This is a genomic window from Kitasatospora sp. NPDC059146, assembly GCF_042786665.1.
Lineage (GTDB): Bacteria > Actinomycetota > Actinomycetes > Streptomycetales > Streptomycetaceae > Kitasatospora.
Genome location: NZ_JBHZCY010000013.1, coordinates 1 through 24808 on the forward strand (window position 1 = coordinate 1; position 24808 = coordinate 24808).

The 24808-nt window shown below is 74.3% G+C and carries 21 protein-coding genes; 6 read left to right on the plus strand and 15 right to left on the minus strand.

Going from position 1 to position 24808, the window contains the following annotated elements; genetic code table 11:
• Positions 1–78 precede the first annotated feature (78 nt).
• From ACFXPX_RS08155 to ACFXPX_RS08170, 4 genes are all read right to left on the minus strand, one after another.
• Entirely contained in the window at positions 79–1050 is a 972-nt protein-coding gene (locus ACFXPX_RS08155) for an L-tyrosine/L-tryptophan isonitrile synthase family protein (RefSeq protein WP_380640093.1), read from the minus strand.
• Between the two features lie 63 nt (positions 1051–1113).
• Positions 1114–2472: a cytochrome P450 gene (locus tag ACFXPX_RS08160; RefSeq protein ID WP_380640095.1), complete on the minus strand. Its 1359-nt coding sequence runs from the start codon at positions 2470–2472 to the stop codon at positions 1114–1116.
• Positions 2473–2511: 39 nt separating this feature from the next.
• Positions 2512–3888, minus strand: a complete 1377-nt coding sequence (locus ACFXPX_RS08165; protein WP_380640097.1) for an MFS transporter — start codon at positions 3886–3888, stop codon at positions 2512–2514.
• A 290-nt stretch (positions 3889–4178) separates the two neighbouring features.
• Positions 4179–4742, minus strand: a complete 564-nt coding sequence (locus ACFXPX_RS08170) for a sigma-70 family RNA polymerase sigma factor (RefSeq protein WP_380520846.1) — start codon at positions 4740–4742, stop codon at positions 4179–4181.
• A 70-nt stretch (positions 4743–4812) separates the two neighbouring features.
• Between ACFXPX_RS08170 and ACFXPX_RS08175 the strand changes: the two genes are divergently transcribed.
• Positions 4813–5079 (plus strand): zf-HC2 domain-containing protein, encoded by a 267-nt coding sequence (locus ACFXPX_RS08175; RefSeq protein WP_380640099.1) that lies wholly within the window; start codon positions 4813–4815, stop codon positions 5077–5079.
• A 337-nt stretch (positions 5080–5416) separates the two neighbouring features.
• Here the strand turns inward: ACFXPX_RS08175 and ACFXPX_RS08180 are convergent, their stop codons facing one another.
• The gene (locus tag ACFXPX_RS08180) at positions 5417–6343 is read right to left on the minus strand and encodes a hypothetical protein (protein ID WP_380590905.1); all 927 of its coding nucleotides are present in this window, start codon (positions 6341–6343) and stop codon (positions 5417–5419) included.
• 258 nt (positions 6344–6601) lie between these two features.
• On the opposite strand from ACFXPX_RS08180, the gene ACFXPX_RS08185 reads away from it, so the two are divergent.
• Positions 6602–7861, plus strand: a complete 1260-nt coding sequence (locus ACFXPX_RS08185) for a cytochrome P450 (protein WP_380640101.1) — start codon at positions 6602–6604, stop codon at positions 7859–7861.
• Between the two features lie 62 nt (positions 7862–7923).
• Here ACFXPX_RS08185 and ACFXPX_RS08190 read toward each other — a convergent pair whose 3' ends face one another.
• On the minus strand, positions 7924–8619 hold the full coding sequence (locus tag ACFXPX_RS08190) for an N-acyl homoserine lactonase family protein (RefSeq protein ID WP_380520854.1): 696 nt from the start codon (positions 8617–8619) through the stop codon (positions 7924–7926).
• Between the two features lie 227 nt (positions 8620–8846).
• Here ACFXPX_RS08190 and ACFXPX_RS08195 point away from each other — a divergent pair, with 227 nt between their 5' ends.
• Positions 8847–10337 (plus strand): CoA transferase, encoded by a 1491-nt coding sequence (locus tag ACFXPX_RS08195; RefSeq protein ID WP_380640103.1) that lies wholly within the window; start codon positions 8847–8849, stop codon positions 10335–10337.
• Positions 10338–10435: 98 nt separating this feature from the next.
• Positions 10436–11074 carry a DUF6461 domain-containing protein gene (locus ACFXPX_RS08200; protein ID WP_380640105.1) on the plus strand — a complete coding sequence of 213 codons (639 nt, stop codon included), beginning with the start codon at positions 10436–10438 and terminating at the stop codon, positions 11072–11074.
• A gap of 28 nt (positions 11075–11102) precedes the next feature.
• Here the strand turns inward: ACFXPX_RS08200 and ACFXPX_RS08205 are convergent, their stop codons facing one another.
• Positions 11103–11783 carry an HdeD family acid-resistance protein gene (locus ACFXPX_RS08205; RefSeq protein WP_380520860.1) on the minus strand — a complete coding sequence of 227 codons (681 nt, stop codon included), beginning with the start codon at positions 11781–11783 and terminating at the stop codon, positions 11103–11105.
• Positions 11784–11855: 72 nt separating this feature from the next.
• Between ACFXPX_RS08205 and ACFXPX_RS08210 the strand changes: the two genes are divergently transcribed.
• A complete protein-coding gene (locus ACFXPX_RS08210; RefSeq protein ID WP_380640107.1) occupies positions 11856–13736 on the plus strand; it encodes an NAD-binding protein in 1881 nt (626 codons plus the stop codon).
• A gap of 149 nt (positions 13737–13885) precedes the next feature.
• Here ACFXPX_RS08210 and ACFXPX_RS08215 read toward each other — a convergent pair whose 3' ends face one another.
• The 5 genes from ACFXPX_RS08215 to ACFXPX_RS08235 all read right to left on the minus strand — a co-directional run bounded on the left by ACFXPX_RS08215 (position 13886) and on the right by ACFXPX_RS08235 (position 20496).
• On the minus strand, positions 13886–14677 hold the full coding sequence (locus ACFXPX_RS08215) for an enoyl-CoA hydratase (RefSeq protein WP_380640109.1): 792 nt from the start codon (positions 14675–14677) through the stop codon (positions 13886–13888).
• A 142-nt stretch (positions 14678–14819) separates the two neighbouring features.
• Positions 14820–17549 carry a pyruvate dehydrogenase (acetyl-transferring), homodimeric type gene (aceE, locus tag ACFXPX_RS08220; protein WP_380640111.1) on the minus strand — a complete coding sequence of 910 codons (2730 nt, stop codon included), beginning with the start codon at positions 17547–17549 and terminating at the stop codon, positions 14820–14822.
• 207 nt (positions 17550–17756) lie between these two features.
• Positions 17757–18434 (minus strand): GntR family transcriptional regulator, encoded by a 678-nt coding sequence (locus ACFXPX_RS08225; protein ID WP_380640113.1) that lies wholly within the window; start codon positions 18432–18434, stop codon positions 17757–17759.
• 103 nt (positions 18435–18537) lie between these two features.
• Positions 18538–19662 carry an enoyl-CoA hydratase/isomerase family protein gene (locus ACFXPX_RS08230; protein ID WP_380640115.1) on the minus strand — a complete coding sequence of 375 codons (1125 nt, stop codon included), beginning with the start codon at positions 19660–19662 and terminating at the stop codon, positions 18538–18540.
• A 189-nt stretch (positions 19663–19851) separates the two neighbouring features.
• Complete coding sequence (locus ACFXPX_RS08235) at positions 19852–20496, minus strand: TetR/AcrR family transcriptional regulator (protein ID WP_380640117.1); 645 nt, start codon at positions 20494–20496, stop codon at positions 19852–19854.
• A gap of 95 nt (positions 20497–20591) precedes the next feature.
• On the opposite strand from ACFXPX_RS08235, the gene ACFXPX_RS08240 reads away from it, so the two are divergent.
• Positions 20592–21365: an SDR family oxidoreductase gene (locus ACFXPX_RS08240; protein ID WP_380640119.1), complete on the plus strand. Its 774-nt coding sequence runs from the start codon at positions 20592–20594 to the stop codon at positions 21363–21365.
• 157 nt (positions 21366–21522) lie between these two features.
• Here the strand turns inward: ACFXPX_RS08240 and fahA are convergent, their stop codons facing one another.
• Genes fahA through ACFXPX_RS08255 form a run of 3 tightly spaced genes read right to left on the minus strand, consistent with a single transcriptional unit; the run spans position 21523 to position 24808 of the window.
• Positions 21523–22743, minus strand: coding sequence for a fumarylacetoacetase (gene fahA / locus ACFXPX_RS08245; protein ID WP_380640121.1), 1221 nt, complete (start codon positions 22741–22743; stop codon positions 21523–21525).
• Positions 22740–23609, minus strand: a complete 870-nt coding sequence (locus ACFXPX_RS08250; RefSeq protein WP_380640123.1) for a hypothetical protein — start codon at positions 23607–23609, stop codon at positions 22740–22742. The genes fahA and ACFXPX_RS08250 overlap by 4 nt, the downstream gene beginning before the upstream one ends.
• Positions 23606–24808 (minus strand): homogentisate 1,2-dioxygenase, encoded by a 1203-nt coding sequence (locus tag ACFXPX_RS08255; RefSeq protein WP_380520880.1) that lies wholly within the window; start codon positions 24806–24808, stop codon positions 23606–23608. The genes ACFXPX_RS08250 and ACFXPX_RS08255 overlap by 4 nt, the downstream gene beginning before the upstream one ends.

Here is a 24808-nt window from a genome sequence, read left to right on the forward strand (position 1 = left end):
GGCCGGTGCCGACCCGGCGGGTGCTGACCCGGCCGGGTCAGCACCCGCCGGGTCCGTCGTGCCGCGGAGGTCCGGGGCTCAGGGCCTGGCCGGGTAGCCCTCGTAGTGGCTCGGGCGGCCGTCGCGCAGCACCGGCCGGCCGAGCCGCGCGGCCTCCTCGTTGCGCAGCAACTCCCAGCCGCCGTCCGACCGGTGGAGCACGGCGGAGTGCCAGGGCGTCATCCAGGCGTCGGCGGCGGCGAGCAGCCGGATGCCGAACTTGGGCGCCCCGGCCAGCTGTGGATGGATCGACAGCCGCACCGCCCGAGGATGCTGCTCGGCGATCAACTCGCCCCAGGCGCGGCTGCGTTGGATCACTCCGTAGGCGCGCCGGCGGCACTCCCGCTGGAGGGCCGACCTGGTGCCGGGGAAGTTCACGGCGTCCTCGGTGAGGAAGCGGGTGATGCCCCGGTAGAGCCGCAGGGTCTCCTGCTCGGTCAGCACCTGCTCGCGCAACTCCTCGACGCTCGGCGCGTACCGCGCGTGCACCCGGGCGCGCTTCTCGTCGTACGGCAGGTCGCCGAGCACCGCCCGCAGGTCGAAGGTGTCCAGGTGGCGCAGGCCCTCGCGCTCGATCATCGCGGTCAACTCGTCGGAGTACTCGTCGATGTGGTGGTCCGGGACGTCGATCAGGTCGCCGAAGATGTGGCCGTCCGAGCAGATCAGGATCCGGGCGCCGGGCGGGTGGATCCGGGCTATCCGCCGGCAGAGCCCGTCCAGGAAGGTCAGCGACAGCCGCTCGCCCTCGTCGGGCAGGTGGCCGAGCACCTTGGCCGGGTTCGGCGACTTGCAGGGGAAGCCCGGGAGGGTGAGGGCGATCGGCTCACCGGCCGCGATGAAGTCCGCCAACTGCGCCAGCTGGAAGGGGAAGTGCTCGGGCCGGGCGTCGAACTCCGGGTCGGAGGCGCGGCGGTGCGGGAGCAGCAGGCCGAGGACGCGGGCGGCGAGCTGCGCCGTCGACGGCTGACCGGGGGCGCTGGTGGCGAGGGTGGCGGTGCCGACGGGCGGCATGATGGATCTCCTCCGGGGGCGGCGGGTAGGGCTGGTCGGTGGGTGTGGCGAGGGGCGGGGGGCTCAGCGGCGCCGGTCGTAGGCGACCGGCAGCCGGTTCACCCCGCGGGCCAGGACGGCCGGGATCCAGGCGAGTTCGTCCAGGCCGTCCCCGGGCGCACCGGCCGGGCGCAGCCCGTCCAGTCGGCCGACCAGGGCGTGGACGGCGATCTGGAGCTCGGCCCGGGCCAGGGCGGCGCCCGGGCAGTAGTGGATGCCGTGGCCGAAGGCGAGGTGGGCGTTCGGCGTACGGTCGAGGTCGAGGCGGTCGGCCTCCGGGAACTGCGCGTCGTCCCGGTTGGCGGCGCAGAGCGAGACGATCACCGAGTCGCCGGCCGGCACGGTGGTGCCGAACAGGTCGCTGTCCTCGGCGAAGAAGCGCCAGGTGGTGAGCTCGAACGCGGCGTCGTGGCGCAGCAGTTCCTCCACCGCCCGGGCCAGTCGGCCGGGCTCGTCGAGGCCGGCGCGCAGCGCGGCCAGCTGCTCGGGGTGGCGCAGCAGGGTGATCAGCATGGTGGTGATCTGGTTGGTGACCGGCTCCTGGCCGGCGACCAGCAGCTGGAACACGATCGAGTCGAGCTCCTCGCGGCTCAACTCGCCCGCGTCGTGGGCGGCGACGAGCCGGCCCAGCAGGTCCTCGGCCTCGGTCCAGCCCGGCTCCCGGCAGTCCGCGCGCTTGCGGGCGACCACTTCGGCGATGTACGTCTGCAGCCCGCGCAGCCGTGCCTCGTACGCCGGTCGGCCAGGGTCCTGCGGGCCGACCGGCTGGACCACCTTGCCCCAGTCGCGGTCGAAGCGCTCGGCCAACTCGGCGGGCAGGCCGATGACTTCGGCCAGCACCCGGAAGGGGTAGTGGGCCGCGAAGCCCGCCACCAGGTCGGCGCCGCCGGTGGCGGGCAGGCCGTCCACCAGCGAGTCGGCGAGCTCCCGCAGCCGCGGGCGCAGCGACTCCACCCGGCGCGGGGCGAAGGCGTCCAGCACCAGGCGGCGCATCACGGTGTGCTTGGGCGGGTCCTGGTGCAGCAGGTGGACCTGGAGCTGGGAGTGCTGCGGCTCCGGCATGATCGAGGCCAGCCGGCGCCAGTTCTCGTTGCCCAGGCTGTGGTTCTTGCCGAGCCGGGGGTCGTTGAGGGTCGCGTGGGCGGCCTGGTGGCCGGTGACCAGCCAGGCGTGGATGCCGCTCGGGAACTCCACCCGGTGCACCGGCCCGGCCTCGCGCATCCGGGCGTAGAGCGGGTACGGGTCGCTCTTGTAGGCCTCGCCGTACAGCGGGACGGGACTGGGGAGCCGGTCGTGCCCGTACGGGCAGCGCGGGGGTTCGGCCTCGGCCGGGGCCTGCGCCCCGGTTCCGGACGTGGTGGGCATGGGGGCGGTGTCGGTCATGGGTGTGCTTCCTCCGAGGGGGCGGATGTGTCGGGGGCCCTACGCGCGCGGGCGGCGGCCGTGCAGGGCGAGCAGCGGTACGGCGGTGGCGGCGGCCACGGTGGCCAGGGCGATGCCCGCGTGGGTGCCGGTGGTGGCGCGGTCGCCCGCCAGGGCGGCGGCGGTGGCCAGGGCCGGGCCGAGGGCGAAGCCCAGGCTGCGGGAGAGTTGGACGGCGGAGCCGGCGGTGGCGAGCTTCCCGGGCGGGGCGGCGGTCATCACCAGGGCCTGGGTCGGGCCGCCGTTGAGGCCCATGCCGGCGCCCGCGACGGCCAGCCGGACGGCGATGTCGAGGGCCGACCAGTCGCCGCCCACCGGAATGAGCGAGGCCAGGCCGCAGGTGGTGACGACGGCGCCGGTGAGCGCCGTCGGCCGGGCGCCCCAGCGGTCGGCCAGCCGACCGCCGACCCGGCCGGCCAGCACCATGCCGAGCGGGAAGGCCAGCATGGTCAGCGCGGTGGCGGTGGCGCTCTCGTCCCGGGGGCCGCGCAGCTGCTGGACCAGCAGGTACTGGCAGGCCGCGAAGCCGGCGGCGAGCGCGAGCACCGAGGCGTTCACCCCGGTCGTTCGGGCGGCCCGCAGCACCTCGGCGACCGGCCGCCCGCCCGGGCGGCGCAGCCACCGCAGCACCAGGGGGACGGCGGGCAGCGCGAGCAGCAGCCACGCCGGGGCCGTGGGTGCCAGGGTGAGCCCGAGCAGCACGGCGGCCACGGCTCCGCCGATCAGGGCGGCGTCGCCGAGCGAGCCCCGGTCGGGCAGGCGGAGCCCACCGCGCCGCGGGGCGTGGCGGTGCACGATCAGTACGGCGGCCAGGCAGACTGGCAGCTTCACCAGGAAGACCGCCCGCCAGCCGAAGTGGTCCAGCAGCAGGCCGCCGACCACCGGGCCGGTGACGGCGCCGAGCGGCCCCAGCGTCGCGGGCACGCTCATCGCCCGCCCGCGCAGCTCGGGCCGGACGGAGGTCGCGGCCAGGACCGGCATCAGCACGAACAGGACGGCCCCGAAGGCACCTTGCAGCAGCCGTGCGGCTATCAGCCAACTCGCCCACGGGGCAAGGGCGGCCAGCACGCTGCAGGCCGCGAAGCAGCTGACGGCGAGCAGGAGCGCGGACCGGGTGCCCACCTGGTCCAGCCACCGCCCGGCCGGCAACAGCAGCGCCACCAGGGGGAGTTGGTAGCCGAGCGCGGCCCACTGCGCGACCCCGGCGGAGACGTGCAGGCCGGAGGCCAGGTCGGTGAGCGCCAGGTTGACCACGTTCATATCGAGCATCGCGACGAACGAGAGCATCCCTGCGGCCACGACCAGGCTCCACCGGTCCACCGGTTCGATCTGATGGTCCGTCAGGTCGTTCGTGGCCGAGGGGCGTTGCGCTCGCATGAAGGTCCTCCGTTCCCCGCTGCCGTACCGGCACCGCCTCGGCGGCGGCGTCCGGTACAGCAGTCGGAGGCGGGCGGGCTCCAGTTCCGAACACTTGGGGGATTTTTCGGCGGAGGCCGTCGCGGCGTCGGCGGCGAACAGATGACAGCAGACGGATAACAGATGACAGAGTTCGAAATCTGTCATCTGTTATCCGTTATCTGTTCGCTGTCATCTGTTCGCCGTCGGTCGTCGGTCGTCGGCCGCCGACTGTTGGATGTCAGCCGTCAGCCGTCGGCTGCGCCCGCCCCTCAGCAGGCCGCCGCGAGTTCCCCGGCCTCGGCGGCCCGCAGGCGCGCGACCAGTTCCTCCCGTGCCCGGGCGACCCGGGAGCGGACGGTGCCGATCGGGCAGCCGGCGACCTCGGCCGCCTCCGCGTAGCTCAGGCCGACCACCTGGGTCAGGACGAAGGCCTCCCGTCGCTGGGCGGGTACCCGTTCGAGCAGGTCCCCGAGGGCGATCCCGTCCTCGAACCCGGCCGTCGGGGTGCCGCCCTGCCGTTCCGCCGCCTCCTGCCAGTCCGGCAGCGCCGCGCAGCGCGGCCGGGCGGCGGCCATCCGGTACCGGTCGATGACCGTGCGCCGGGCGATCGACAGCAGCCAGGTGCGGGCCGAGGAGCGACCGGCGAAGGCGGGCAGGCCGCGCAGGGCCCGTAGGAAGGTCTCCTGGGCGAGGTCGTCGGCGGACTGCACGTCGGTCAGGTGGGCGACGAAGCGCCAGACGTCCCGCTGGGTCGCCCGGACGAAGGCCTCGACGTCCGCCGCCCGGCCCGAGCGGGCGGTCAGCGCGAGTGCGGTGAGCTGGTCGTCATCCACGGCGGCCCCCGATCCGGCCCGCGCTGCCCCGGCCCGTACCACCCTGGTCGCCGTGCGGGACGATGGTCATATGAGATGCGCGCAGTTCCGTACCGCTCTGTCCGCCCGGCTCGACGGCGAACCGAGCGGCCTGCCCGGCACCCGGCTGGACAAGCACCTGGCGCGCTGCGCCGGCTGCCGCGACTGGCTGGACCGGGCCGAGCGACTGCGCGCCCAGGTGCGGGCGGCCGCCGACGACGGCCCGGCGCCCGAGTGGGCGGCCGGGCTGTCCGCCCGGCTGGGGCTGGAGGGCCCGGTCGGCCCCGCGCCGGAGGCGCCGCAGGCCACGGAACGGTAGGACGGTGGCGCCGGTGTGAACCGGTGCGCCGTCGAAGTGAGGCATGGGAAGGTCCCGAGGGGAAGGCAGGGAGCGGCGCCGCGCACAGCGGCACCGCAGGCGTCCATGGGCCGGCCGCGCGGCGCTGCGCACCTCCCGCGGAGGTGTCGGCGGTCGCGGATCCGGGCCCGGGCCCCGACGGCACCCACGGCGCGGGAGGCGACGACACGGGACGTGACGGCGCAAGGGCGCGGTGGAGCGGCAGGGCGACCTGCCCGACGGCGGGGTCCCGGAAGTTCCGGCAGCGGGGCCGGTCACCGACCGGTCATCGGCCGGATGGGGGAGCGCGTCGGGCGCGTCAGCAGGCGAGGGCGAACGCCGGTGGGCCGCGCCGGACGACGGCATGCGTGAGCAGTACCGACCGGGCCAGGCCGTCCGGCCGTTCGACGGGCCGGGGGACGACCGGCGGCCGGTACCCGAAGGGGCGGGCGAACAGCGTCAGCAGCGGAAGCGGCAGCGCCCCGGCGACGACCGCCCCGAGGGCGGCGAGCAGCTCGAAGACCCGGACCAGCGCGGCGTCACCGCGCCAGAGCAGCAGTGCGCAGGCCAGCGCCGCCAGGACGTGGGCGAGTGCCATCCCGGGCGACATGCCGTGCGCCATGTCGTGGCCCATCCCGTGACTCATCCCGTGGGACGTCCCGTGGGCCGGGCCCGTCGGCAGTGCGTGAGACATCCCCGGCATGTCCGGCATCCCGGACATGCCCATGTCCATGGACGCCCCGTCGGCCATCCCGCCCCCGCCCCCGCTCCCGGGAGCGACCCCGGTCCCCGCCGTCGCTCCGTGGTGCATGCCCGCCATCGGCCGCAGGCTGCCCGCGGCCGGGGGGACGTCCGGGTCGATGCCCGCCATCCGGGCCAGCTCGGCGGGCGAGAGCCCGCCGGCCGTCCGGTCCGGGTTGCAGAGCAGCAGGGCGGCCCAGTCCGTGGCGGCGAGCCGGCCCAGGCCCCCGCCCCCGCGGCCGAGCGTCGCGGCGTGTTCGAAGAGCAGGTGCAGGGCGGCCTGCGCCGAGACCATCCAGGCGCTGATGACCCCGAGCCCGCGCCGCTTCCCGGCCAGCAGCCAGGTCAGTCCGAGGACCGCCCCGAACGCGCCGAGCAGGACCGGAGCCGAGACCCCGGCCCCGGCCATGGCGACGTGCGCCGCGGCGGCCATCGCCACGCACAGCGCGGCGAAGACCGCGGCGCGCAGCAGGCGGATCCGGTCGGTCATCACGATGGCACTCATCGTCGCACCCGCCACGCCCCGCCCGTGCCGCACCCTCCGGTGATGGCCGGTTCCGGCCCGTGAGACCATGCCCGGCCCGTCGGGTCGACCGGCCACCGGCCTCTAACACCACCCCGCACCACGGTCCAACCGGCTTGACACGCGCACCCTCCACTCACTAAATGTGCACACTCCGGCACGGAACGTGTGCGCCGGAACGAACCCTGACCGAACCGGCACGAGTCGGCGCGAACCCGACCGGAAGCAGGAGGCACGGCCATGGACACCCCGACGGAGGTCTCCGCCCCGGCGGCAGGCACCCCCGACCTCACCGACCCCCGCTTCTGGCAGCTACCCGCCCCCGCCCGCGCCGCCGCCTTCGCCGAGCTCCGCCGCCGCCCCGCCCCCGTCTACTTCGGCGACCGCGCCACCGGCCGGGGCTTCCACGCCCTGGTCCGGCACGCCGACGTGGTCGAGGCGAGCCGCAACCCCGCCGTCTTCCGCTCCGCCCCCGGGGTGACCACCCCCGAACCGGCCCGCTGGGTCCGGCTGCTGTTCGGCGACTCGATGGTCAACCTCGACGACCCCCGGCACGCCCAGCTGCGCCGGATCGTCTCCCGGGCCTTCACCCCGCGGCTGCTCGGCCGGGTCGAGGAGGACATCCGGCACGTCTGCACCGCCCTGGTCGACGCGGTCGAGCGCGACCGGCCCGAGGACTTCGTCCGCTCGGTGGCCGCCCAGCTCCCGTTCCAGGTGATCTGCACCATGATGGGCATCCCCGAACAGCCCCGGCGCACCATCCTCGACCTGGTCGACCGCAACTCCGCGGACGTCGGCGTGGCCCGGCCGCTGCGCCGACGGCTCCGGGTGCCCGGGCGAGGCCTGGCGGCGCTCGCCCGGATGCAGGGCATCGTGGCCGCGGTCGGCCGCGAGCGCCGACGCCGTCCCGCCGAGGACCTGATCTCCGCGCTGGTCGCCGCCGACGTGGACGGCCGCCGGCTCACCGGCCGCGAGCTGGGCGCCTTCTTCTCGCTGCTGCTGGTCGCCGGGGTCGAGACCACCCGCAACGCGCTCGCCCACGGGCTGCACCTGCTGACCGTCCACCCCGAACAGCGCGCGCTGCTGCTCGCCGACCTGGACGGCCGGCTCCCCGGGGCGGTGGACGAGATGGTCCGCCACGCCACCCCGATCGTCCAGTTCCGCCGGACCGTCGCCGTCGACCACGAGCTCGGCGGCCCCGGCGGCCCGCTGCTGCGGGCGGGGGAGAAGGTCACGCTGTACTACGGCTCGGCGAACCGGGACGAGGCGGTCTTCCCCGATCCGGAGGCCTTCGACATCACCCGCACCCCCAACCCCCACCTCGGGTACGGCGGCGGCGGGCCGCACTACTGCCTGGGCGCGCACCTGGCCCGGCAGGAGATGACGGCGCTGTTCCGCGAGCTGTTCACCCGGCTGCCCGGGGCGCGGTCGGTCGGCGAACCGGTGCTCGTCCCGTCCAGCTTCGACCACCGGGTCCGCTCACTGGGCTTCACCTTCTGAACCCGCACCGCTCGGCTTCCGGACCAGCACGGCTCGGCCGGACCCGCACGGCTCGGCGTCGGCTAGACCGACAGCTCCCACACCGCGTGGTCGTGCGCGAACATCGCGTGGCACGGCCGGTGCTCCGCGACCCGGTCCAGCCAGGCCCGGTAGCCGGGCAGCGGCGCCGCCACCCCGTCGCGCGCGGCCTGCCGGGCCAGCACCGCCTGTCCGTACTCGGAGGCGAAGTCGTACGCCTGCCCGGCCAGCAGCACCCTGGAACCGTCCATGCGCTCGACCAGCAGCGACTGGTGCCCCGCGGTGTGGCCGGGCGTGGGCAGCACCCGGACGCCGGGCCAGAGTTCGGTCTCGCCGTCGAGCTCCTGGTGGACGGCGCCGGGGAAGTCGACCAGGGCGTCGATGGTGTAGCCGCCGCGCCGGGCGGTGGCCAGTTCCCCGGCCTGGACGAGGACCGGTGTCCCGGCGAAGAGCGGATTGCCGCCGCAGTGGTCGAAGTGCAGGTGGCAGTTGACCACCAGGTCGATGTCCGAGACCGCGACGCCGGCGGCCGCGAGCGCCTCCGGCAGCGGACGGCGGGACGGGCGGTAGTGCGCCTCGGTCTCCGGCGAGCCCGCGCCGATCCCGGTGTCGAACAGCAGCAGCGACCCCGGGCCGCGGACGAGGTACGCGAGCACCGGCTCCACCCGCGGTTCGGGGCCGCCCACCTCGGCGGCCGGCCGGACTATGTGGCCCAGGTCCAGACGGCGGATCGTGTGCATGCGTCCCCCTTTTCGCTCAGCCCCCGTGTGCCGGCCGTGGCGGCCGCCGTTCGCACCCTACCCGGCGTCCGGAAGCCGCCGGCCGGACTTCGGCTGCTCGTCCGTCAGGGCTGCTCCGGCGGGCAGGAATGCGGGGCGGAGTGGGCGGCGTGGGCGGCGCGGACGGTCGGCAGGCGCGGTGGCGTGCGTCACGGCGGGCGGTCCGGATGCGGAGCACAATGCGCGGCATGACCGATCGTCCGACACCGCCCGAGTCCGCGCCCGAGTCCGCGTCTGCACCCGAGCCCCGGCCCGAGCCCTGGCCCGAGTCCCGGTCCGCGGGCGGCCCTGCCGCCGACCGTCCCACCGCGGAGGTCTGGGCCGCCCTCGGCGGGTCGGCCGGGCTCCTCGACCGGGTGGCCTTCCACGGCCCGCAGGGCGGCCTGCCCTCGGGCCTGCCGGTGAGCCGGTTCGCCCGGGCCACGGTGGCCGCCTGCTCGCTGGCCGCCGCCGAACTCGCCGCGCTCCGCAGCGGCGGGCCCGTCCCCGCGGTCCGGGTGGACGAGGGGGCGGTCGCCACCTCCTTCGTCAGTGAGCGCCACCTGGAGATCGACGGCCGCAAGCCGGTCGGCTTCGCCCCGCTCTCCGGCTTCTGGCGCACCGCCGACGGCTGGATCCGCACCCACGCCAACTACCCGCACCACCGGGACCGGCTGCTCGCCGTCCTCGGACTCGCCCCCGGCGCCGGGCCCGAGCAACTCGCCGAGGCGCTCGGCAAACTGCCCGGCGAGCAGGTGCAGGAGCGCGCGTACGCGGCCGGGGCGCTCGCCGTGGCAGTCGCGCCGGTGAGCACGGCCGCGCACCCCCTGGTGGAGTGCCGGGAGATCGGCGCCGCGCCCGTGCGCCCGCTCGCCGCGGCCCCGGTGGACCGCCCCGCCGCCGGGATCCGCGTCCTCGACCTCAGCCGGGTGATCTCCGGACCGGTCGCCACCCGCACCCTCGCCCTGCTCGGCGCCGACGTGCTGCGGATCGACTCGCCCCGGCTGCCCGAGGCCGAGGACGCCCACACCGACACCGGCTTCGGCAAGCGCTCCACCCGCCTCGACCTCGCCGACCCGGCCGATCGCGCCACCTTCGAGGGCCTGCTCGACACCGCCGACGTCGTCGTCAACGCCTACCGGCCCGGCTCCCTCGACGCCCACGGCCTCGCCCCCGAGGCGCTGTTCGCCCGTCGGCCCGACCTGGTCCTCGCCCGGATCAGCGCCTGGGGCTGGACCGGCCCATGGGCCGGACGCCGCGGCTTCGACAGCCTGGTCCAGGCCGGTGTGGGGATCGCCGCCCACGAGGCAGGGCCCGACGGCCGGCCCGGGGTGCTGCCCGCCCAGGCACTCGACCACGGCACCGGCTACCTCCTCGCCGCCGCCGTCCTGCGCGCCCTCACCGAGCAGCGCACCCACCGCCCCGGCGGCCGCCACCTGCGCTTCTCCTTCGTCGGCTCGGCCTCCTGGCTGATGCACGGCATCCCGGCCGGGCCGGCCGAACCGGTTGACCAGGGCGGCCCGGCCGGACCGGGGCTGCCGGGCACCGAGCCGTACGACCCGGCGCGCTGGCTCACCGAGACCGACTCGGCGTACGGGCGGCTGCGGTACGCCCTGCCGCCGATCGGCTACGCCGGCGCCCCCACGGACTGGGCCCGCCCGCCCGGGCGCTGGGGGACGGACGCGCCGGTCTGGCGCTGAGCGGGGTCGGGCCGGGGCATGGGCCGGGCCGGGCCGGGGTGTGGGCGGGGGGCGGGGGCGGGGTGGGCGGTGTCGGTGAGGTCTGACAGCATCACCGCATGACCGCCCCGCACGCCACCGACTTCACCTGGTTCGACCAGCGCTACCCCGTCCTGGGCGAGGCCTACTGCCTCACCCACGTCCAGGCGGTGACCGGTGAGGAACTGCTGCCCCGCTTCGACGCCCTGACCGGCCGGGAGGTGACCGGGCTGAACGCGGTCGTCGCCGCCTGGGAGACCTTCGACGACGGCGAGGACGCGGAAGCCGAGGAACTCTTCGACCTGGACGAGGACCGGCTGCTCGTCGCCGTCACCGAGCTCGACGGCTGGGCCCTCGCGATCGAACCGTACGGATACCTCGGCAGCCTGCCCGAGGTCATCTCCCGGCTCACCGAGGGCACCCGGCTGGTCTCGCACTTCCGCAACGCCAACGCGGTGGACCACTTCAACTGGTGGGAACGCGCCGCCTGCCGCCTGCAGTTCGAGCCGCTCTTCGCGGACCAGCGGCACGGCGCCGACGCCGACGCCCCGGGCATCCCCGAACTGCTCACGGCCTGCGGCTTCCGGCTGGACGGGGAGCGCGGCGCGCTGCACACCGAGGCCGCGTTCGCGCTCGCCGAGCGGCTCACCGACGTGCGGCTCACCCCGGAACGGCTGGAGGCCGCCACCTTCCGCCTCGGCTACGCGCGCCGACCGTAAGCCGCGGCCTCCCCGCGGTGGCGGTGGGTCAGACCCCGGAGGGGATCCGCTTGGCCCGACCGCGCACCTGGACGGCGGTCGCGATCTCGACCAGGCCCAGGATCACCAGCCAGCACCCGGCCAGCACGGTCAGCGCGGCGATCGAGCCGACCGGCCAGACCATCAGCAGCACGCCGGCCAGGGTGTTGGCCGCGCCCGCGAAGGCCTGCCAGCCGCGGGCGGGCATCAGCGGGTCGGAGATCGCGGCGGCGAGCTGGGTGATGCCGCGGAACAGCCAGCCGATCCCGATCCAGAGGGCGAGCAGCAGCAGCGACTGGACCGCGCTGCGGAAGCAGAGCAGCCCGAGCAGCACGCAGATCGCGCCGCTGATGAAGGCCAGCACCCGCAGGGCGGTGGTGGCGTGGGTGCCGAACGCGGCGACCAGCTGGACGACGCCGATGACCAGCAGGTAGAGGCCGAACAGCACGCCCACCACCAGCAGCGTCTCCCGTGGCCAGGCGAAGACGACGATCCCCAGCGCGAGCGAGGCCACTCCCGCGGCCAGCAGCACCTGCCAGGCGGCCTTGGCGAGCAGGCCGAGCGGGCCCTGGACCGGGGTTCCGTCGGGGGTGATGATGGGAGGGGCCACGGCGGCGTACTCCTCGTGGTCGGGGGCGGAGAACGAACCCCAGCCTCCGCGCACCGTCACCGGACCGCCCGTCAGGTACATCCGTTCGAGTGATCCCCCTCGGTCTCCGGATTGACACCCTCCGGTCACCTGCCGTCGATACCATCCGTCGGTATGACTTCTGAAGGGTGGGGGACCCCTCCGGTCGAGCCGATCAGCCAGCACTACATCGTGTGCGGGGGCAATGCCCTGGCGCACCGGCTGGTCCTGGAACTCGTCGAGCACTACGAAGTCCCGGTCGTCGTCCTGGTCACCGACCGCACCCGGGACCACGCACCGCGGATCGAAGAGATCACCGGCGTCGCCGCCGTCGTCGAATACCCAAACATCACCGAGGAGGCACTGCGCGCGGTCTCCGTCGACACCGCCCGCGGCCTGGCCCTGGTCGAGGGGAGCGACCAGGAGAACATCCACGCCGCGCTCAGCGCCCAGGGCCACAACCCGAACATCCGGATCGTCTTCCGGATGTTCAACCAGCGCCTCGGCGAGAACATCGAACGGCTGCTCAGGAACGGCGCCGCGCTCTCCGGCTCCGCCACCGCCGCCCCGGCCTTCGCCGCGGCGGCGCTCGGCCGGCCCAACTCGGTCGAGATCGGCGGCCGTTACCTGCACATCGCGTTCGACGACGCCATCACCCCGGACCGGATCTGCGTGGTCGCCGACCAGATCGACCGGCAGGACCTCAGCAAGATTCGCCTGCTGCCGGAACAGGAGGGCGACTCGGCCGAGTTCGTCCGGCTCGCCTCCGAGTTCGGCGGCGACGGGCCGGTCCGGCCCGGCGGGGTCCGCCGCGAGGCGGCGCAGGGGCCTGAGCCCGAGCCGGTGCCCGAGCCTGTGCCGGGGCCTGGCCTTGAGTCGGAGCCCGAGCCGGAGCCCGAGCCCGAGGAGTCGCCGGGTGGGATCGCCGCCCTCCAGGCGCTGCGGATGGAGCCCGGGGAGCCGATCACCTGGGCGCGGCGGCTGCGCTGGCGGGTGCTCGACACCATGCGCTTCTTCACCAGCGCCCGGATGCGGCTGGTGCTGCTCACCGCGCTCGCTGCCGTGCTGCTGGCGTTCAGCGTGCTCTGGTACCTCAGCCGGGACTTCGGCTGGACGGTCTACATCTCCCTGCTCGACCTGGCCGGCGCCGCCCAGCCCGACCAGCAGGCCGACATCGCCGCCGGGACGGGTACGGGCGGGGCCTGGCAGCGGGTCGCCCAGGTGGTGATCACCCTCTGCGGGATCACCTTCGCACCGGTCGCCACCGCCATCGTCGTCGAGGTGCTCGGCTCCGGACGGCGCGGACTTCCGCGCAACCCGAGCGCCGGCACCCGGGACCACGTGATCGTCGTCGGGCTCGGCAACGTCGGCACCCGGGTCGCGACCCAGCTGCACGAGATGGGGGTGCCGGTGGTCTGCATGGAGCGCGACCCGCAGGCCCGCGGCATCGCCGCCGCCCGGGCGCTCGGCATCCCGGTCGTCCTGGGCGACGGGCCGTTCGAGGAGCAGCTGCGCCGGGCCCGGTTGAAGCACAGCCGGGCGGTGGTCGCGGTCAGCGGGGACGACGCCACCAACCTGGAGGCGGCGCTGGAGGCGCGCCACGGCAATCCCGAGGTCCGGGTGGTGGTCCGGCTCTTCGACGACAACTTCGCCGGCCACTTCTACAAGACGCTGGACAACGCGGCCTCCCGTTCGGTCTCCTACCTGGCGGCGCCCGCCTTCGCCGCCGCGCTGATGGGCAGTGAGGTGCGCGGGACGCTCTCGGTCTTCCGGCACGCGCTGCTGATCGCCGAGCTGACGGTGGAGGACGGCAGCGGACTGATCGGCCTGAACCGGCACGACCTGGAGGACCCGGGCGGCGTCCGGGTCATCGCGGTCCGCTTCGCCCGCAGCAACCAGCTGCACTGGGGCTTCGCCGACCGCACCCGGCGACTGACCCCGGGCGACCGCATCGTGGTCGCCGCCACCCGCAGTGGGCTGGCGCGGCTGAACACGGTGCTGGTGGAGGAGGGCTGACGGCGAACAACTGACAACAAACAGATGACAGCGAACAGATTTCATCATCTGAAATCTGTTCGCTGTCATCTGTCGTCTGTTATCTGTTCGCCGCCACCCGCCACCGGTCACCGGTCACCCGTGGTCGGTCGTCGACCGCCTGTCGGCCGTCAGCGGTTCTCGAACTTCGGCGCCCGCTTCTCGGCGAAGGCGGCCATGCCCTCCTTCTGGTCCGCCGTGGCGAACACCGAGTGGAACAGCCGGCGTTCGAAGCGGACGCCCTCGGCGAGCGTCGTCTCGAAGGAGCGGTTGACGCTCTCCTTGAGCATGACCGCGGCCGGGCTGGACATCGCCGCGACGGTCTCGGCGGTGGCCAGCGCCTCGGTGAGCAACTGGTCGGCCGGGACGATCCGGGCGACCAGGCCGGCCCGCTCGGCCTCCTCGGCGCCCATCATCCGGCCGGTGAGGCACAGGTCCATCGCCTTGGCCTTGCCGATGGCGCGGGTGAGGCGCTGCGAGCCGCCGATGCCCGGGAGGACGCCGAGCTTGATCTCCGGCTGCCCGAACTTCGCGGTGTCCGCGGCCAGCAGGATGTCGCACATCATCGCCAGCTCGCAGCCGCCGCCCAGCGCGAACCCGGCGACCGCCGCGACCACGGGCTTGCGCAGCGCGCCGAAGCGGTCCCACGGGCCCAGCCAGTCGTCGAGGTAGACGTCCGGGAACCGGTTGCCCTGCATCTCCTTGATGTCGGCGCCGGCCGCGAAGGCCTTCTCCGAGCCGGTGATCACCAGACAGCCGATCTCCGGGTCCCGGTCGAACGCGGTGGCCGCCGCCACGACCTCGTTCATCAGCTGGGTGTTCAGCGCGTTCAGCGCCTTCGGCCGGTTGAGCGTGATCAGCCCGACCCGGCCCTTGCGCTCGACCAGGATCGTCTCGTAGGTCTCGGTCCCGCTCTCGGTCATCGCCGCACTTCCCATCCGCTGCTCGGCCATTCCACTGCTCGCCGCCCTAGGGGCGCGCCCTGACCACCCAACGATCTACGACGCGCCCCGTCGCGCGCCAGTCCCGGCATGCGAGACGCCGGTCACCAGCGCGGCGGGGGGTTCAGAACCGGACGCCGTACCGTTCCGCGGCCTGCCGTACGGTCTCGGCCTTGACCTCGCCCCGGCGGGCCAGTGCGGCCAGCGCGGCGACCGTGACCGACTCGGCGTCCACCCCGAAGTGCCGCCGGGTGGCCGCCCGGCTGTCCGAGAGGCCGAAGCCGTCGGTGCCCAGGGAGGTCCAGTCCTGCTCGACCCAGGGGCGGATCTGGTCCGGCACCGCGCGCATCCAGTCGCTGACCGCCAGCACCGGGCCGGGTGCCCCGGCCAGCGCCCGGGTGACGTACGGGACGCGGTCCGCCGCGCCGGTGCCGGCCGCGGCCCGGGCCAGGTTGGCGGCGTCGCAGTCGAGCGCCTCCCGGCGCAGCTCGGTCCAGGACGGTGCGGACCAGACGTCGGCCGCCACGCCCCACTCCTCGCCGAGCAGCCGCTGTGCGGCGAGTGCCCAGTGCACGGCGGTGCCGGAGGCGAGGAGTTGGAGCGTCGGTGCGTCGGTGGGCAGGTGGTCGGCGTCGGCCGCGCGGTACCGGTAGAGCCCGCGCAGGATGCCGTCGACCACTCCCTCCCCGGCCACTCCGTTCGCGGCCGCCGGGCCGTCCGGGAGCGCGGGCTGGGGCAGTGGCTCGTTGTAGACGGTCAGGTAGTAGAACACGTCCTCGCCGTCCGGGTGTTGCTCGCTACGGCCGTACATCCGGCGCAGTCCCTCGCGGACGATCACGGCGACCTCGTAGCCGAAGGCCGGGTCGTAGGAGAGTGCGGCCGGGTTGGTGGAGGCGATCAACGGGGAGTGGCCGTCGGCGTGTTGCAGGCCTTCGCCGGTCATGGTGGTGCGCCCGGCGGTGGCGCCGATCAGGAAGCCGCGGCCCAACTGGTCCGCCAGCGCCCACATCTGGTCGGCGGTGCGCTGCCAGCCGAACATCGAGTAGAAGATGTAGAACGGCACGACCGGCTCGCCGTGGGTGGCGTACGAGGTCGCGGCGGCGGTCAGCGAGGCCATCGAACCGGCCTCGGTGATGCCCTCGTTGAGGATCTGGCCGCTCACCGACTCCTTGTAGTGGAGGAGTTGGTCGCGGTCGACGGGGTCGTAGGTCTGGCCGAGCGGGGAGTAGATCCCGGCGGTCGGGAAAAGCGACTCCATGCCGAAGGTGCGCGCCTCGTCCGGGACGATCGGCACCCAGCGGTGGCCGGTGGCCCTGTCCCGGACGAGGTCCTTGACCAGCCGGACGAAGGCCATGGTGGTGGCGATCTCCTGCGTGCCGGAGCCCTTGAACAGTGTCTCGAAGGGCTTGGCGGGCAGTTCGGGCAGCGGGGTGAAGCGCACCCGGCGGGCCGGGGCGGGGCCCCCGAGCGCGGCGCGCCGTTCACGCAGGTAGCGGACCTCGGGCGAGTCCGGGCCCGGGTGCGCGTACGGGACCAGCTCGGCGTCCAGGGCGCTGTCGGGGATGGGGAGTTCGAGCAGGTCGCGCATGGCGCGGAACTGCGCCCCGGAGAGCTTCTTCATCTGGTGGTTGGCGTTGCGGGCCTCGAAGCCGGGGCCGAGGGTCCAGCCCTTGACGGTCTGCACCAGCACCACGGTGGGGGCGCCCCGGTGCTCCAGGGCGGCCCGGTAGGCGGCGTACACCTTGCGGGGCTCGTGGCCGCCGCGGGAGGTGGCGACGATCTCGGCGAGCCGTCGGTCCTCCAAGGAGTCGGCGAGGGCGCGCAGTCGGGGGTCGGCGTGGAAGAGGTGCGCGCGGATGTAGCGGGCGTCGGAGGCGGCGTAGGTCTGGAACTGCCCGTCCGGTACCTCGCCCAGCCGGCGGACCAGGGCGCCGCCGGTGTCGCGGGCCAGCAGCTCGTCCCAGGCCTCGCCCCACAGCGACTTGACCACGTTCCACCCGGCCGCGCGGAACTGGCGCTCCAGCTCCTGCACGATCTTCCCGTTGCCGCGGACCGGACCGTCCAGGCGCTGGAGGTTGCAGTTGACCACGAAGGTGAGGTTGTCCAGGCCCTCGCGTGCCGCCAGGGCGAGGGCGGCGGTGGACTCCGGCTCGTCCATCTCGCCGTCGCCGAGGAAGGCCCACACGTGCGAGCCGGAGGTGTCCTTGATCCCGCGCGCGGTCAAGTACCGGTTGAAACGGGCCTGGTGGATCGCGGAGAGCGGTCCGAGCCCCATCGAGACGGTGGGGAACTCCCAGAACCAGGGCAGTCGGCGCGGGTGCGGGTAGGAGGGCAGTCCGTCGCCGCCGGTCTCCTGGCGGAAGCGGTCCAGCTGGGCCTCCGTGAGCCGGCCCTCCAGGAAGGCGCGGGCGTACACGCCCGGGGCGGCGTGGCCCTGGACGTACAGCTGGTCGCCGGAGCCGTCGGCCTCCTTGCCCCGGAAGAAGTGCTGGAAGCCGACCTCGTACAGCCAGGCGGCCGAGGCGTAGGTGGCCATGTGCCCGCCGAGGCCGCCGCGGTGGTTGCCCCTGGTCACCATGGCGGCGGCGTTCCAGCGGTTCCAGGCGGTGATCCGCCGCTCCATCTCCTCGTCGCCGGGGAACTCGGGTTCGGCGGCGGTGGGGATGGTGTTGACGTACGGGGTGTCCAGGAGCGGGGGGATGTCGAGGCGGCGCAGTTGGGCGTGTTCGACGAGGCGGCGCAGCAGGTGGGCGGCGCGGTGGGGCCCGCCGAAGTCGCGGGCGGCGTCGAGCGAGTCGCGCCACTCCGCGAGCTCCTCGGGGTCCTGGTCGTGAAGCTGGTCGAGCTGGGACACGGGTGGTTCCCCTTTACCGGTTGCCTCAGGGCACTTATTCCGTGATGCGGAATAGTGTTTCTCCTAATGGAACTCACTGTGGACGGTAGGGAGTGGCGGGGCGGTGCGTCAACCGCTACCGGTGAGTAGTCTGCTCGATGATCGATCATCCCTGTGCGAACAATGGGAGGGTGGGGAGACGCCGAGCGGGGGCGTCGAAGCCGGTGCTCAGTGGGAGCGGTCGGCGTACTCCAGGACGTGCTCCGCGAGCAGCCGCCCGACCTCCGGGTCCTGCCGCCGGAAGGCCTCGATCAGCGGGAGGTGGTCGGCGGCGTTCTCGTGCAGCTCGGGCCGGACCCGGTGCAGCGACAGCACCGTCCAGACCTCCACGCCCAGGCCCTCCCAGGTCCGCAGCAGCGTCCCGTTGCCCGAGGCGGCGACGATCTCGCGGTGGAAGGCCACCCCGTGCCGGGCCTGCCCGAGGGTGTCACCGGCCGCCGCGGCGCTCGCCATCCGTTCGGCGTGCCCCTCCAGTGCGGTGGTGTCACCGGCCAGCCGGACGACCGCGGCCTCGGCGGCCGGGCGTTCCAGTGCCGCCCGTACCAGGTAGACCTCGCGCAGTTCCGCCGGGCCGATCTCGCGCACCCGGACGCCCCGATTGGGCTCCGCGTCGAGCAGCCCGAGGGTCTGCAGCGAGCGCAGCGCCTCGCGCACCGGCGCCTGGCTGACGTTCAACTCGGCGGCCAGGCGCCGTTCGACGATCCGGTCACCGGGCTGCCAGCGACCGCCGAGCAGGCCCTCCAGCAGCAGCCCGCGCACCTGCTCGCCGAGCGGGACCCGGGACAGCGGGTCGGCGCCCCCGTCCGGCGTCGGCGTGGCCGCCCGCGTCGGCAGCGGATGGGTCATGGCGTTCTCCAGGCGTTCCGGGGAGCAGGTGTTCCGGCGGGGAAGGTGTTCCGGCGGGGTGGGCTTTCCGGCGGGGTGGGTGTTCCGGTGAGGGGCGGGCGGGTCAGGCGAGGCCCAACTCGTCGCCCTCGCGCGGGGCGAAGAAGCTCGCGACCTCGGCCTCCGTCACCTCGGCGAGCGTGCGCGGCGACCACTGCGGATCGCGGTCCTTGTCGATCACCTGGGCGCGGATGCCCTCGGCGAGGTCCGGCCGGTCGAGCGCGGCGCAGGAGATGCGGTACTCCTGGTCGAGCGCGGCCTCCAGCGAGGGCAGCGTACGGGCGCGGCGCAGTGCGGCCAGGGTGACCTTGACGGCGGTGGGGGAGTTTCCGAGCAGCAGCTCGGCGGCCTCCTTCGCCTCCGGCACGCCGGAGTCGAGCAGGAGCCGGACGATCTCCTCGACGGTGTCGGCCGCGTAGCAGGCGTCGATCCACTCCTGCTGAGCGGCCAATCCGGCGGGGCCGGTGGTCCCAGTGGTCCCGGTGGCTTCGCCGGCTCCGGTGGTTCCGGCGGTCGGCGCGGGCTCGGCGTGGGCGGCGACGGTCGCGGCCGGATCGGCGCCACCGGCGAGGGCGTCGAGCAGCTCGGGCAGGCGGGAGGACGGGACGAAGTGGTCCGCGAAACCGCACAGCAGCGCGTCGGCGGGGCCGATCGAGGCCGAGGTGAGCCCGAGGTGGGTGCCGAACTCGCCCGGGGCACGGGCGAGCAGGAGGCTGCCGCCGACGTCCGGGGTGAGCCCGATCCGGGTCTCGGGCATCGCGATCACGGAGCGCTCGGTGACGATCCGCACCACGGCGTGGGCGGACAGGCCGATGCCGCCGCCCATGGTGATGCCGTCCATGACCGCGACGAAGGGCTTCGGGTAGCGGGCGATCAGCGCGTTCACCCGGTACTCGTCGCGGAAGAAGGCGCGGGTGCCGGCCCCGCCGGCCGTGACGTCGGCGTGCATCGCGCGCAGGTCCGCCCCCGCGCACAGGCCGCGCTCGCCGGCGCCGGTCAGGACGACGGCGCGCACCCGGTCGTCGGCGGCCCAGTCGTCCAGCGTCGCCCGGATGGCGGTGATCATGCCGTGGGTCAGGGAGTTGAGGGCCCGCGGACGGTTGAGCACGATCCGCCCGAGGCCGCCGTCGCCGTCCAGGACGGCCTGGACCTCCTGGACCGCTGCCGTCTCTGCCGCCCCTGCGCTCATCGGAACCGCTCCCGTCCCCTCGGTGATCTGGCCTGCCGCGGTCCACCGTACCGGGGCGGTGGGGCCGTTGTGATCACGAGGCCGCCCGGGCCTGCGGCCCCCCGGGTGGGGCGGCAGGGGCGGCCGGGGTGACGGTTGTGGCCGAGGTCGTGGCGGGCGCTCGTGGCGGGCGGCCGCGGCAGGTGGTGGCTACGGCCAGGCGCGCAGGGCGAGTTCGGCGACTCGGCCGAGCTCCTCGGCGGTGGCGCCGTCGCGGGCCTGCTGGGACATCCCCTGGATGACCGTGGCGAGATACCCGGCCAGCGCCTTCGGGTCGGTCCCGGGCGGCAGTTCGCCGTCCTGCCGGGCGGCGAGCAGCCGGTCCTCGAAGACCTGCCGGTTCCGGTTGCGCAGGTCGCGCAGGAGGGCCTGGACCCCGGCGTCCTGCGGGGTGACGTTGGTGGCGGCGCTGATCACCAGGCAGCCGGCGGGGTGGGACGGGTCCGGGTAGATCGCGGCGGCCTCGCGCAGGATCCGGGCGAAGGCGGCCCGGGCGCCGGTCTCCTCGGCCAGCGCGACGCCGACGAACGCGCCGACCGGGGAGTGCCCGTACCGGCGGACGACCTCCTCGAAGAGCGAGCGCTTGTCGCCGAAGGCGGCGTAGAGGCTGCCGGGGCGGATGCCCATGGCGGTGGTCAGGTCGGTGACGGAGGTGGCCTCGTAGCCGCGTTCCCAGAACAGCCGGGTCGCGGCGGACAGGGCCTCGTCCCGGTCGAAGGCGGGTGGCCGTCCGCGTCGGGGGCGGGGGGCCGGGCCGGCCGCCGGTGCGCTGTCGGGTGTCGCTGCCTCGGTCATGGATCGAATTTTAGAGCAGTCGCTCAAGAAGTGTGTGCTAGGTTCCTTTTTGAGCGATCGCTCAAGAAGTGTGGACGCAGCAGGAGGGCTCGGTCATGGGTGCGTACGGACTCGGGGGCAAGGTGGCGCTGGTCACCGGCGGCAGCAGGGGGATCGGCCGGGCGATCGCCCGTCGGCTCGGACGGGACGGTGCCGTCGTCGCGGTCGGCTACGCCCGGGACGACGCGGCGGCACGGGAGGTGGTCGACGGGATCCGGGCCGACGGCGGGCGGGCCTTCGCGCTGCGCGCCGAACTGGGGCGGCACGGGGACGCGGCCGCGCTCTGGGCGGCCTTCGACGCGGAGGTCGGGGCGCACGCGCCCGGCGGCGGGGTCGACATCATCGTCAACAACGCCGGGATCGGGCGTAGTTCGGACCTCGCGACACTGACCGAGGAGGGTTTCGACGAGGTGTTCGCGGTGAACGTCCGGGCGCCGTTCTTCGTGGTGCGGCACGGGCTGGAGCGGATGCGGGACGGCGGCCGGATCATCAACGTCTCCAGCGGGGCCGCCCGGCTGGCGATGCCGGAGATCATCGCCTACGGCGCGACCAAGGGCGCGCTCGACACCTTCACGCTCAACCTGGCCAAGCAGCTGGGCCCGCGCGGGATCACGGCGAACTCGGTCGCGCCCGGCGTGGTGGACACCGACGTCAACGCGGGCTGGCTGCGCGGCAACCCGCAGGCGGAGGCGCACGCGGCCTCGCTCGCCGCGCTCGGCCGGGTCGGGCAGCCGGAGGACATCGCGGACATCGTCGCCTTCCTGGCCTCGGACGATGCGCGTTGGGTCACCGGGCGGGTCGTCGACGCCACGGGCGGCGCCGGGCTGTAGGCGGGGGCGGGCACAGGCGGGGCGGGGGTGGGGCGGGCGAACAACGAACAGCTGACAGATTTCAGATGATGAAATCTGTCAGCTGTTGTCCGTCGTCTGTTATCTGTTACTTGTCATCTGTCATCTGTCATCTGTCAGCCGCCGAGCCGCCGAGCCGTCAGCCCCGCACCCGCCCAGAGACCTCGCCGAAGCCGACCGGCACGCCGTCCGGCCCCGGGGCCGTCGCCGTGATGACGACCTCGTCGCCGTCCTCCAGGAAGGTCCGGGTGGTGCCGTCCGGCAGCTTGAGCGGCTCCTCGCCGTTCCAGGTCAGCTCGATCAGCGCGCCGCGGGTGTCCCGCTCCGGCCCGCTGACCGTCCCCGAGGCGAACAGGTCGCCGGTGCGCAGCGAGGCGCCGTTGACGGTCATGTGGGTCAGCTGCTGCTGCGCCGTCCAGTACATGGAGGCGAACGGCGGCCGCGACACCAGGTGCCCGTTCAGCCGGACCTCCATGGCCAGGTCCAGGCCCCACGGCTCGCCGCCGCGGTCGTCCAGGTACGCCAGCGGCTCGACGTCGCGCTCCGGCGGCGTGACCCGGGCGTGCTGGAGGGCGTCCAGCGGCACGATCCACGGCGAGATCGAGGTCGCGAAGGACTTGCCCAGGAAGGGGCCGAGCGGCACGTACTCCCAGGCCTGGATGTCGCGCGCCGACCAGTCGTTGAGCAGGCAGACGCCGAAGACGTGCTCGCGGAAGTCGTCCAGCACGACCGGTCGGCCCAGCTCGGACGGCGTGCCGACGACGAAGCCGACCTCGGCCTCGATGTCCAGCCGCCGGGTCGGCCCGAAGCTCGGCGCGGCGTCGGCGGGCGCCTTGCGCTGCCCGTGCGGGCGCACCACCGGCGTGCCGGAGACCACGACCGTGCCCGCCCGCCCGTGGTAACCGATGGGCAGGTGCTTCCAGTTGGGCGTGAGCGGCTCCGAGCCCGGGCGGAAGATCCGGCCCAGGTTGGTGGCGTGGTGCTCGGAGGCGTAGAAGTCGACGTAGTCCGCGACCTCGAACGGCAGGTGCAGTTCGACCTCGTCGGCCGGCAGCAGCGCCGGCGACAGCGCCTCCCGGAACGTCTCGTCGGTGAGCCAGGTGGTGAGGTCGGCGCGCACCTGCGTCCACACCGAACGACCGCCCGCCATCAGCGGGTTGAGCGAGTCCGCGTCCAGCAGGACGGACGGCGCCCCGGCCGCTCGGGCCGCGGCCCCGGCGTCCAGCACGAAGTCCCCGACGCGCACGCCGATCCGGCGCCGCCCGGGCCGGTCGGCCGCGGTGAAGACGCCGTACGGCAGGTTGTGCACGCCGAACGGCGAGTCCTGGGCGCTGGCCAGCCAGCTGCGGGGGGTGCTCAACGGTCCTCCTGGAGGAGTGGACTGGGCGACAGCAGGCCGAGCGCGGCCAGGTCGTCCAGGGGTTCGGCGACGCTGCAGGTGCCGAACGCGGTGAACGAGTTGCGGATCACCGTAACCTGGTGCCCGGTGAGGGCGTGGACGGCCTTGGCCAGTACCTCGCCGTCGCGTTCGGCCAGGACCGCGGCGGCTGCCGCGCGGTCGGTCTCCTGGGCGGCCAGCAGCACGTTGAGGAAGCCGTGGTGCTCGAAGCCGGTCACCGGGTCGGTGTGCCGGACGGCGTTGTGCAGTCCGGCCGTGCACTTGTACGGCAGGCCGCGCTGCGCGCAGCCGGTGAGGAAGGCGGCCAGTTCGTCCTCGTCCGGGAAGGCCGCCGCGACGACCCCGCCGGTGCGGAACTTCGCCCGGTAGGCGCTGTCGACCAGGGCGTCCAGGGTCTCGTCCAGGCCGTCCCCGCGCAGGAGTTCGCGCGGCAGCTCGACGGCGGCCGGCACGTCCGGCGGCAGCAGCCGGTCCAGTTCGGCCACGGCCTCCCGCACGTCCCGGGTGGCGAGTTCGACGCCCGCGAGCTCGAACGGTGCGGCGGCGGTGAGCGCCGGCCCGAGCTCGGCGCTGCCCCCCGGCAGCACGAGCCCGACCCTGAGCGGCCCGGTGCCCGCCACCGCCGCGGCCAGTTCGCCCAACCGGCCCGCCCCGCACAGGAACGGGCCGACCGCGTCGGCGTACCAGGCCGTGCGGTGGACGCGGTGCGCGGGCACCGCCTCGACGACCGGCAGGTTCCCCGGGGGGAACACCGCCGCGTCGTCGAAGAGGCCGCGGAACAGCTCCGGGACCGGCGAAGCCTGTGCCGGCGAGCCGTCGGCGCTCATCGCGCGGGCCCCCGACCCGCCCAGGTCCAGGCGTAGTTGGCGTCCTCGCTCGCCCGCCCGCCCTCGCCGAGCTCCAGCGGGCGGAAGGTGTCCACCATGACGGCCAGTTCGTCGAAGAACTCCGCGCCGATGCTGCGCTCGTAGGCGCCCGGCTGCGGCCCGTGGGTGTGCCCGCCCGGGTGCAGCGAGATCGAGCCCTGGGCGATGCCGGAGCCCTTGCGGGCCGCGTAGTCGCCGCCGCAGTAGAACATCACCTCGTCGCTGTCCACGTTGGCGTGGTAGTAGGGCACCGGGATCGACAGCGGGTGGTAGTCCACCTTGCGGGGAACGAAGTTGCAGATCACGAAGTTGTTGCCCTCGAACACCTGGTGGGCCGGCGGCGGCTGGTGGATCCGCCCGGTGATCGGCTCGAAGTCCCGGATGTTGAAGGCGTACGGGTACAGGCAGCCGTCCCAGCCGACCACGTCGAAGGGGTGGTGCGGCACGGTGTAGCGGGTGCCCGCGACCCCGTTCGGGCCGCGGTGCTTGACCAGCACGTCGACGTCGCCGTCGGCGTCGACCACCAGCGGCCCGACCGGCCCGCGGAAGTCCCGCTCGCAGTACGGCGCGTGCTCCAGCAGCTGCCCGTACTTGGAGAGGTAGCGCTTGACCGGGGTGATGTGGCTGTTGGCCTCGATGCAGTAGGCGCGCAGCGGTTCGTCCCCGGTCGGCACCCAGCGGTGGGTGGTGGCGCGCGGGATGATCACGTAGTCGCCCTGGCCGACCTCGATCGAGCCGAAGACCGTCTCGACCGTGCCCGCGCCGGACTCCACGTACACGCACTCGTCGCCGAGCCCGTTGCGGTACAGCTCGCTCGGGGCCCCGGCGGCGACGTACGAGATCCGCACGTCGCCGTTGCCGAGGACGAGCCGGCGGCTGCCGACGACGTCCGCGGACTTCCACTCCTGGTCCGCGAACAGCTCGTGCAGCTTGAGGTGGCGGGGGAGCAGGGGATGGTTGGGCACCGTGGACTGGTCGGGCAGCTCCCACGGCACCGCGTCGACCACCGCCGAGGGGATGCCCCGGTGGTAGAGCAGCGAGGAGTCGGAGGAGAAGCCCTCCTCGCCCATCAACTCCTCGTAGTACAGCCCGCCTTCGGGTGTGCGGTGCTGGGTGTGCCGCTTGGGCGGGATGCTGCCCAGCTGCCGGTAGTACGCCAT

Coding starts and splice junctions, on each gene's coding strand:
- ACFXPX_RS08155 (WP_380640093.1), bottom strand. CDS start 1,050: ATGCCGCCCGTCGGCACCGCCACCCTCGCCACCAGCGCCCCCGGTCAG.
- ACFXPX_RS08160 (WP_380640095.1), bottom strand. CDS start 2,472: ATGACCGACACCGCCCCCATGCCCACCACGTCCGGAACCGGGGCGCAG.
- ACFXPX_RS08165 (WP_380640097.1), bottom strand. CDS start 3,888: ATGCGAGCGCAACGCCCCTCGGCCACGAACGACCTGACGGACCATCAG.
- ACFXPX_RS08175 (WP_380640099.1), top strand. CDS start 4,813: ATGAGATGCGCGCAGTTCCGTACCGCTCTGTCCGCCCGGCTCGACGGC.
- ACFXPX_RS08180 (WP_380590905.1), bottom strand. CDS start 6,343: ATGAGTGCCATCGTGATGACCGACCGGATCCGCCTGCTGCGCGCCGCG.
- ACFXPX_RS08185 (WP_380640101.1), top strand. CDS start 6,602: ATGGACACCCCGACGGAGGTCTCCGCCCCGGCGGCAGGCACCCCCGAC.
- ACFXPX_RS08190 (WP_380520854.1), bottom strand. CDS start 8,619: ATGCACACGATCCGCCGTCTGGACCTGGGCCACATAGTCCGGCCGGCC.
- ACFXPX_RS08195 (WP_380640103.1), top strand. CDS start 8,847: ATGACCGATCGTCCGACACCGCCCGAGTCCGCGCCCGAGTCCGCGTCT.
- ACFXPX_RS08200 (WP_380640105.1), top strand. CDS start 10,436: ATGACCGCCCCGCACGCCACCGACTTCACCTGGTTCGACCAGCGCTAC.
- ACFXPX_RS08205 (WP_380520860.1), bottom strand. CDS start 11,783: ATGTACCTGACGGGCGGTCCGGTGACGGTGCGCGGAGGCTGGGGTTCG.
- ACFXPX_RS08210 (WP_380640107.1), top strand. CDS start 11,856: ATGACTTCTGAAGGGTGGGGGACCCCTCCGGTCGAGCCGATCAGCCAG.
- ACFXPX_RS08215 (WP_380640109.1), bottom strand. CDS start 14,677: ATGACCGAGAGCGGGACCGAGACCTACGAGACGATCCTGGTCGAGCGC.
- ACFXPX_RS08225 (WP_380640113.1), bottom strand. CDS start 18,434: ATGACCCATCCGCTGCCGACGCGGGCGGCCACGCCGACGCCGGACGGG.
- ACFXPX_RS08230 (WP_380640115.1), bottom strand. CDS start 19,662: ATGAGCGCAGGGGCGGCAGAGACGGCAGCGGTCCAGGAGGTCCAGGCC.
- ACFXPX_RS08235 (WP_380640117.1), bottom strand. CDS start 20,496: ATGACCGAGGCAGCGACACCCGACAGCGCACCGGCGGCCGGCCCGGCC.
- ACFXPX_RS08240 (WP_380640119.1), top strand. CDS start 20,592: ATGGGTGCGTACGGACTCGGGGGCAAGGTGGCGCTGGTCACCGGCGGC.
- ACFXPX_RS08250 (WP_380640123.1), bottom strand. CDS start 23,609: ATGAGCGCCGACGGCTCGCCGGCACAGGCTTCGCCGGTCCCGGAGCTG.
- ACFXPX_RS08255 (WP_380520880.1), bottom strand. CDS start 24,808: ATGGCGTACTACCGGCAGCTGGGCAGCATCCCGCCCAAGCGGCACACC.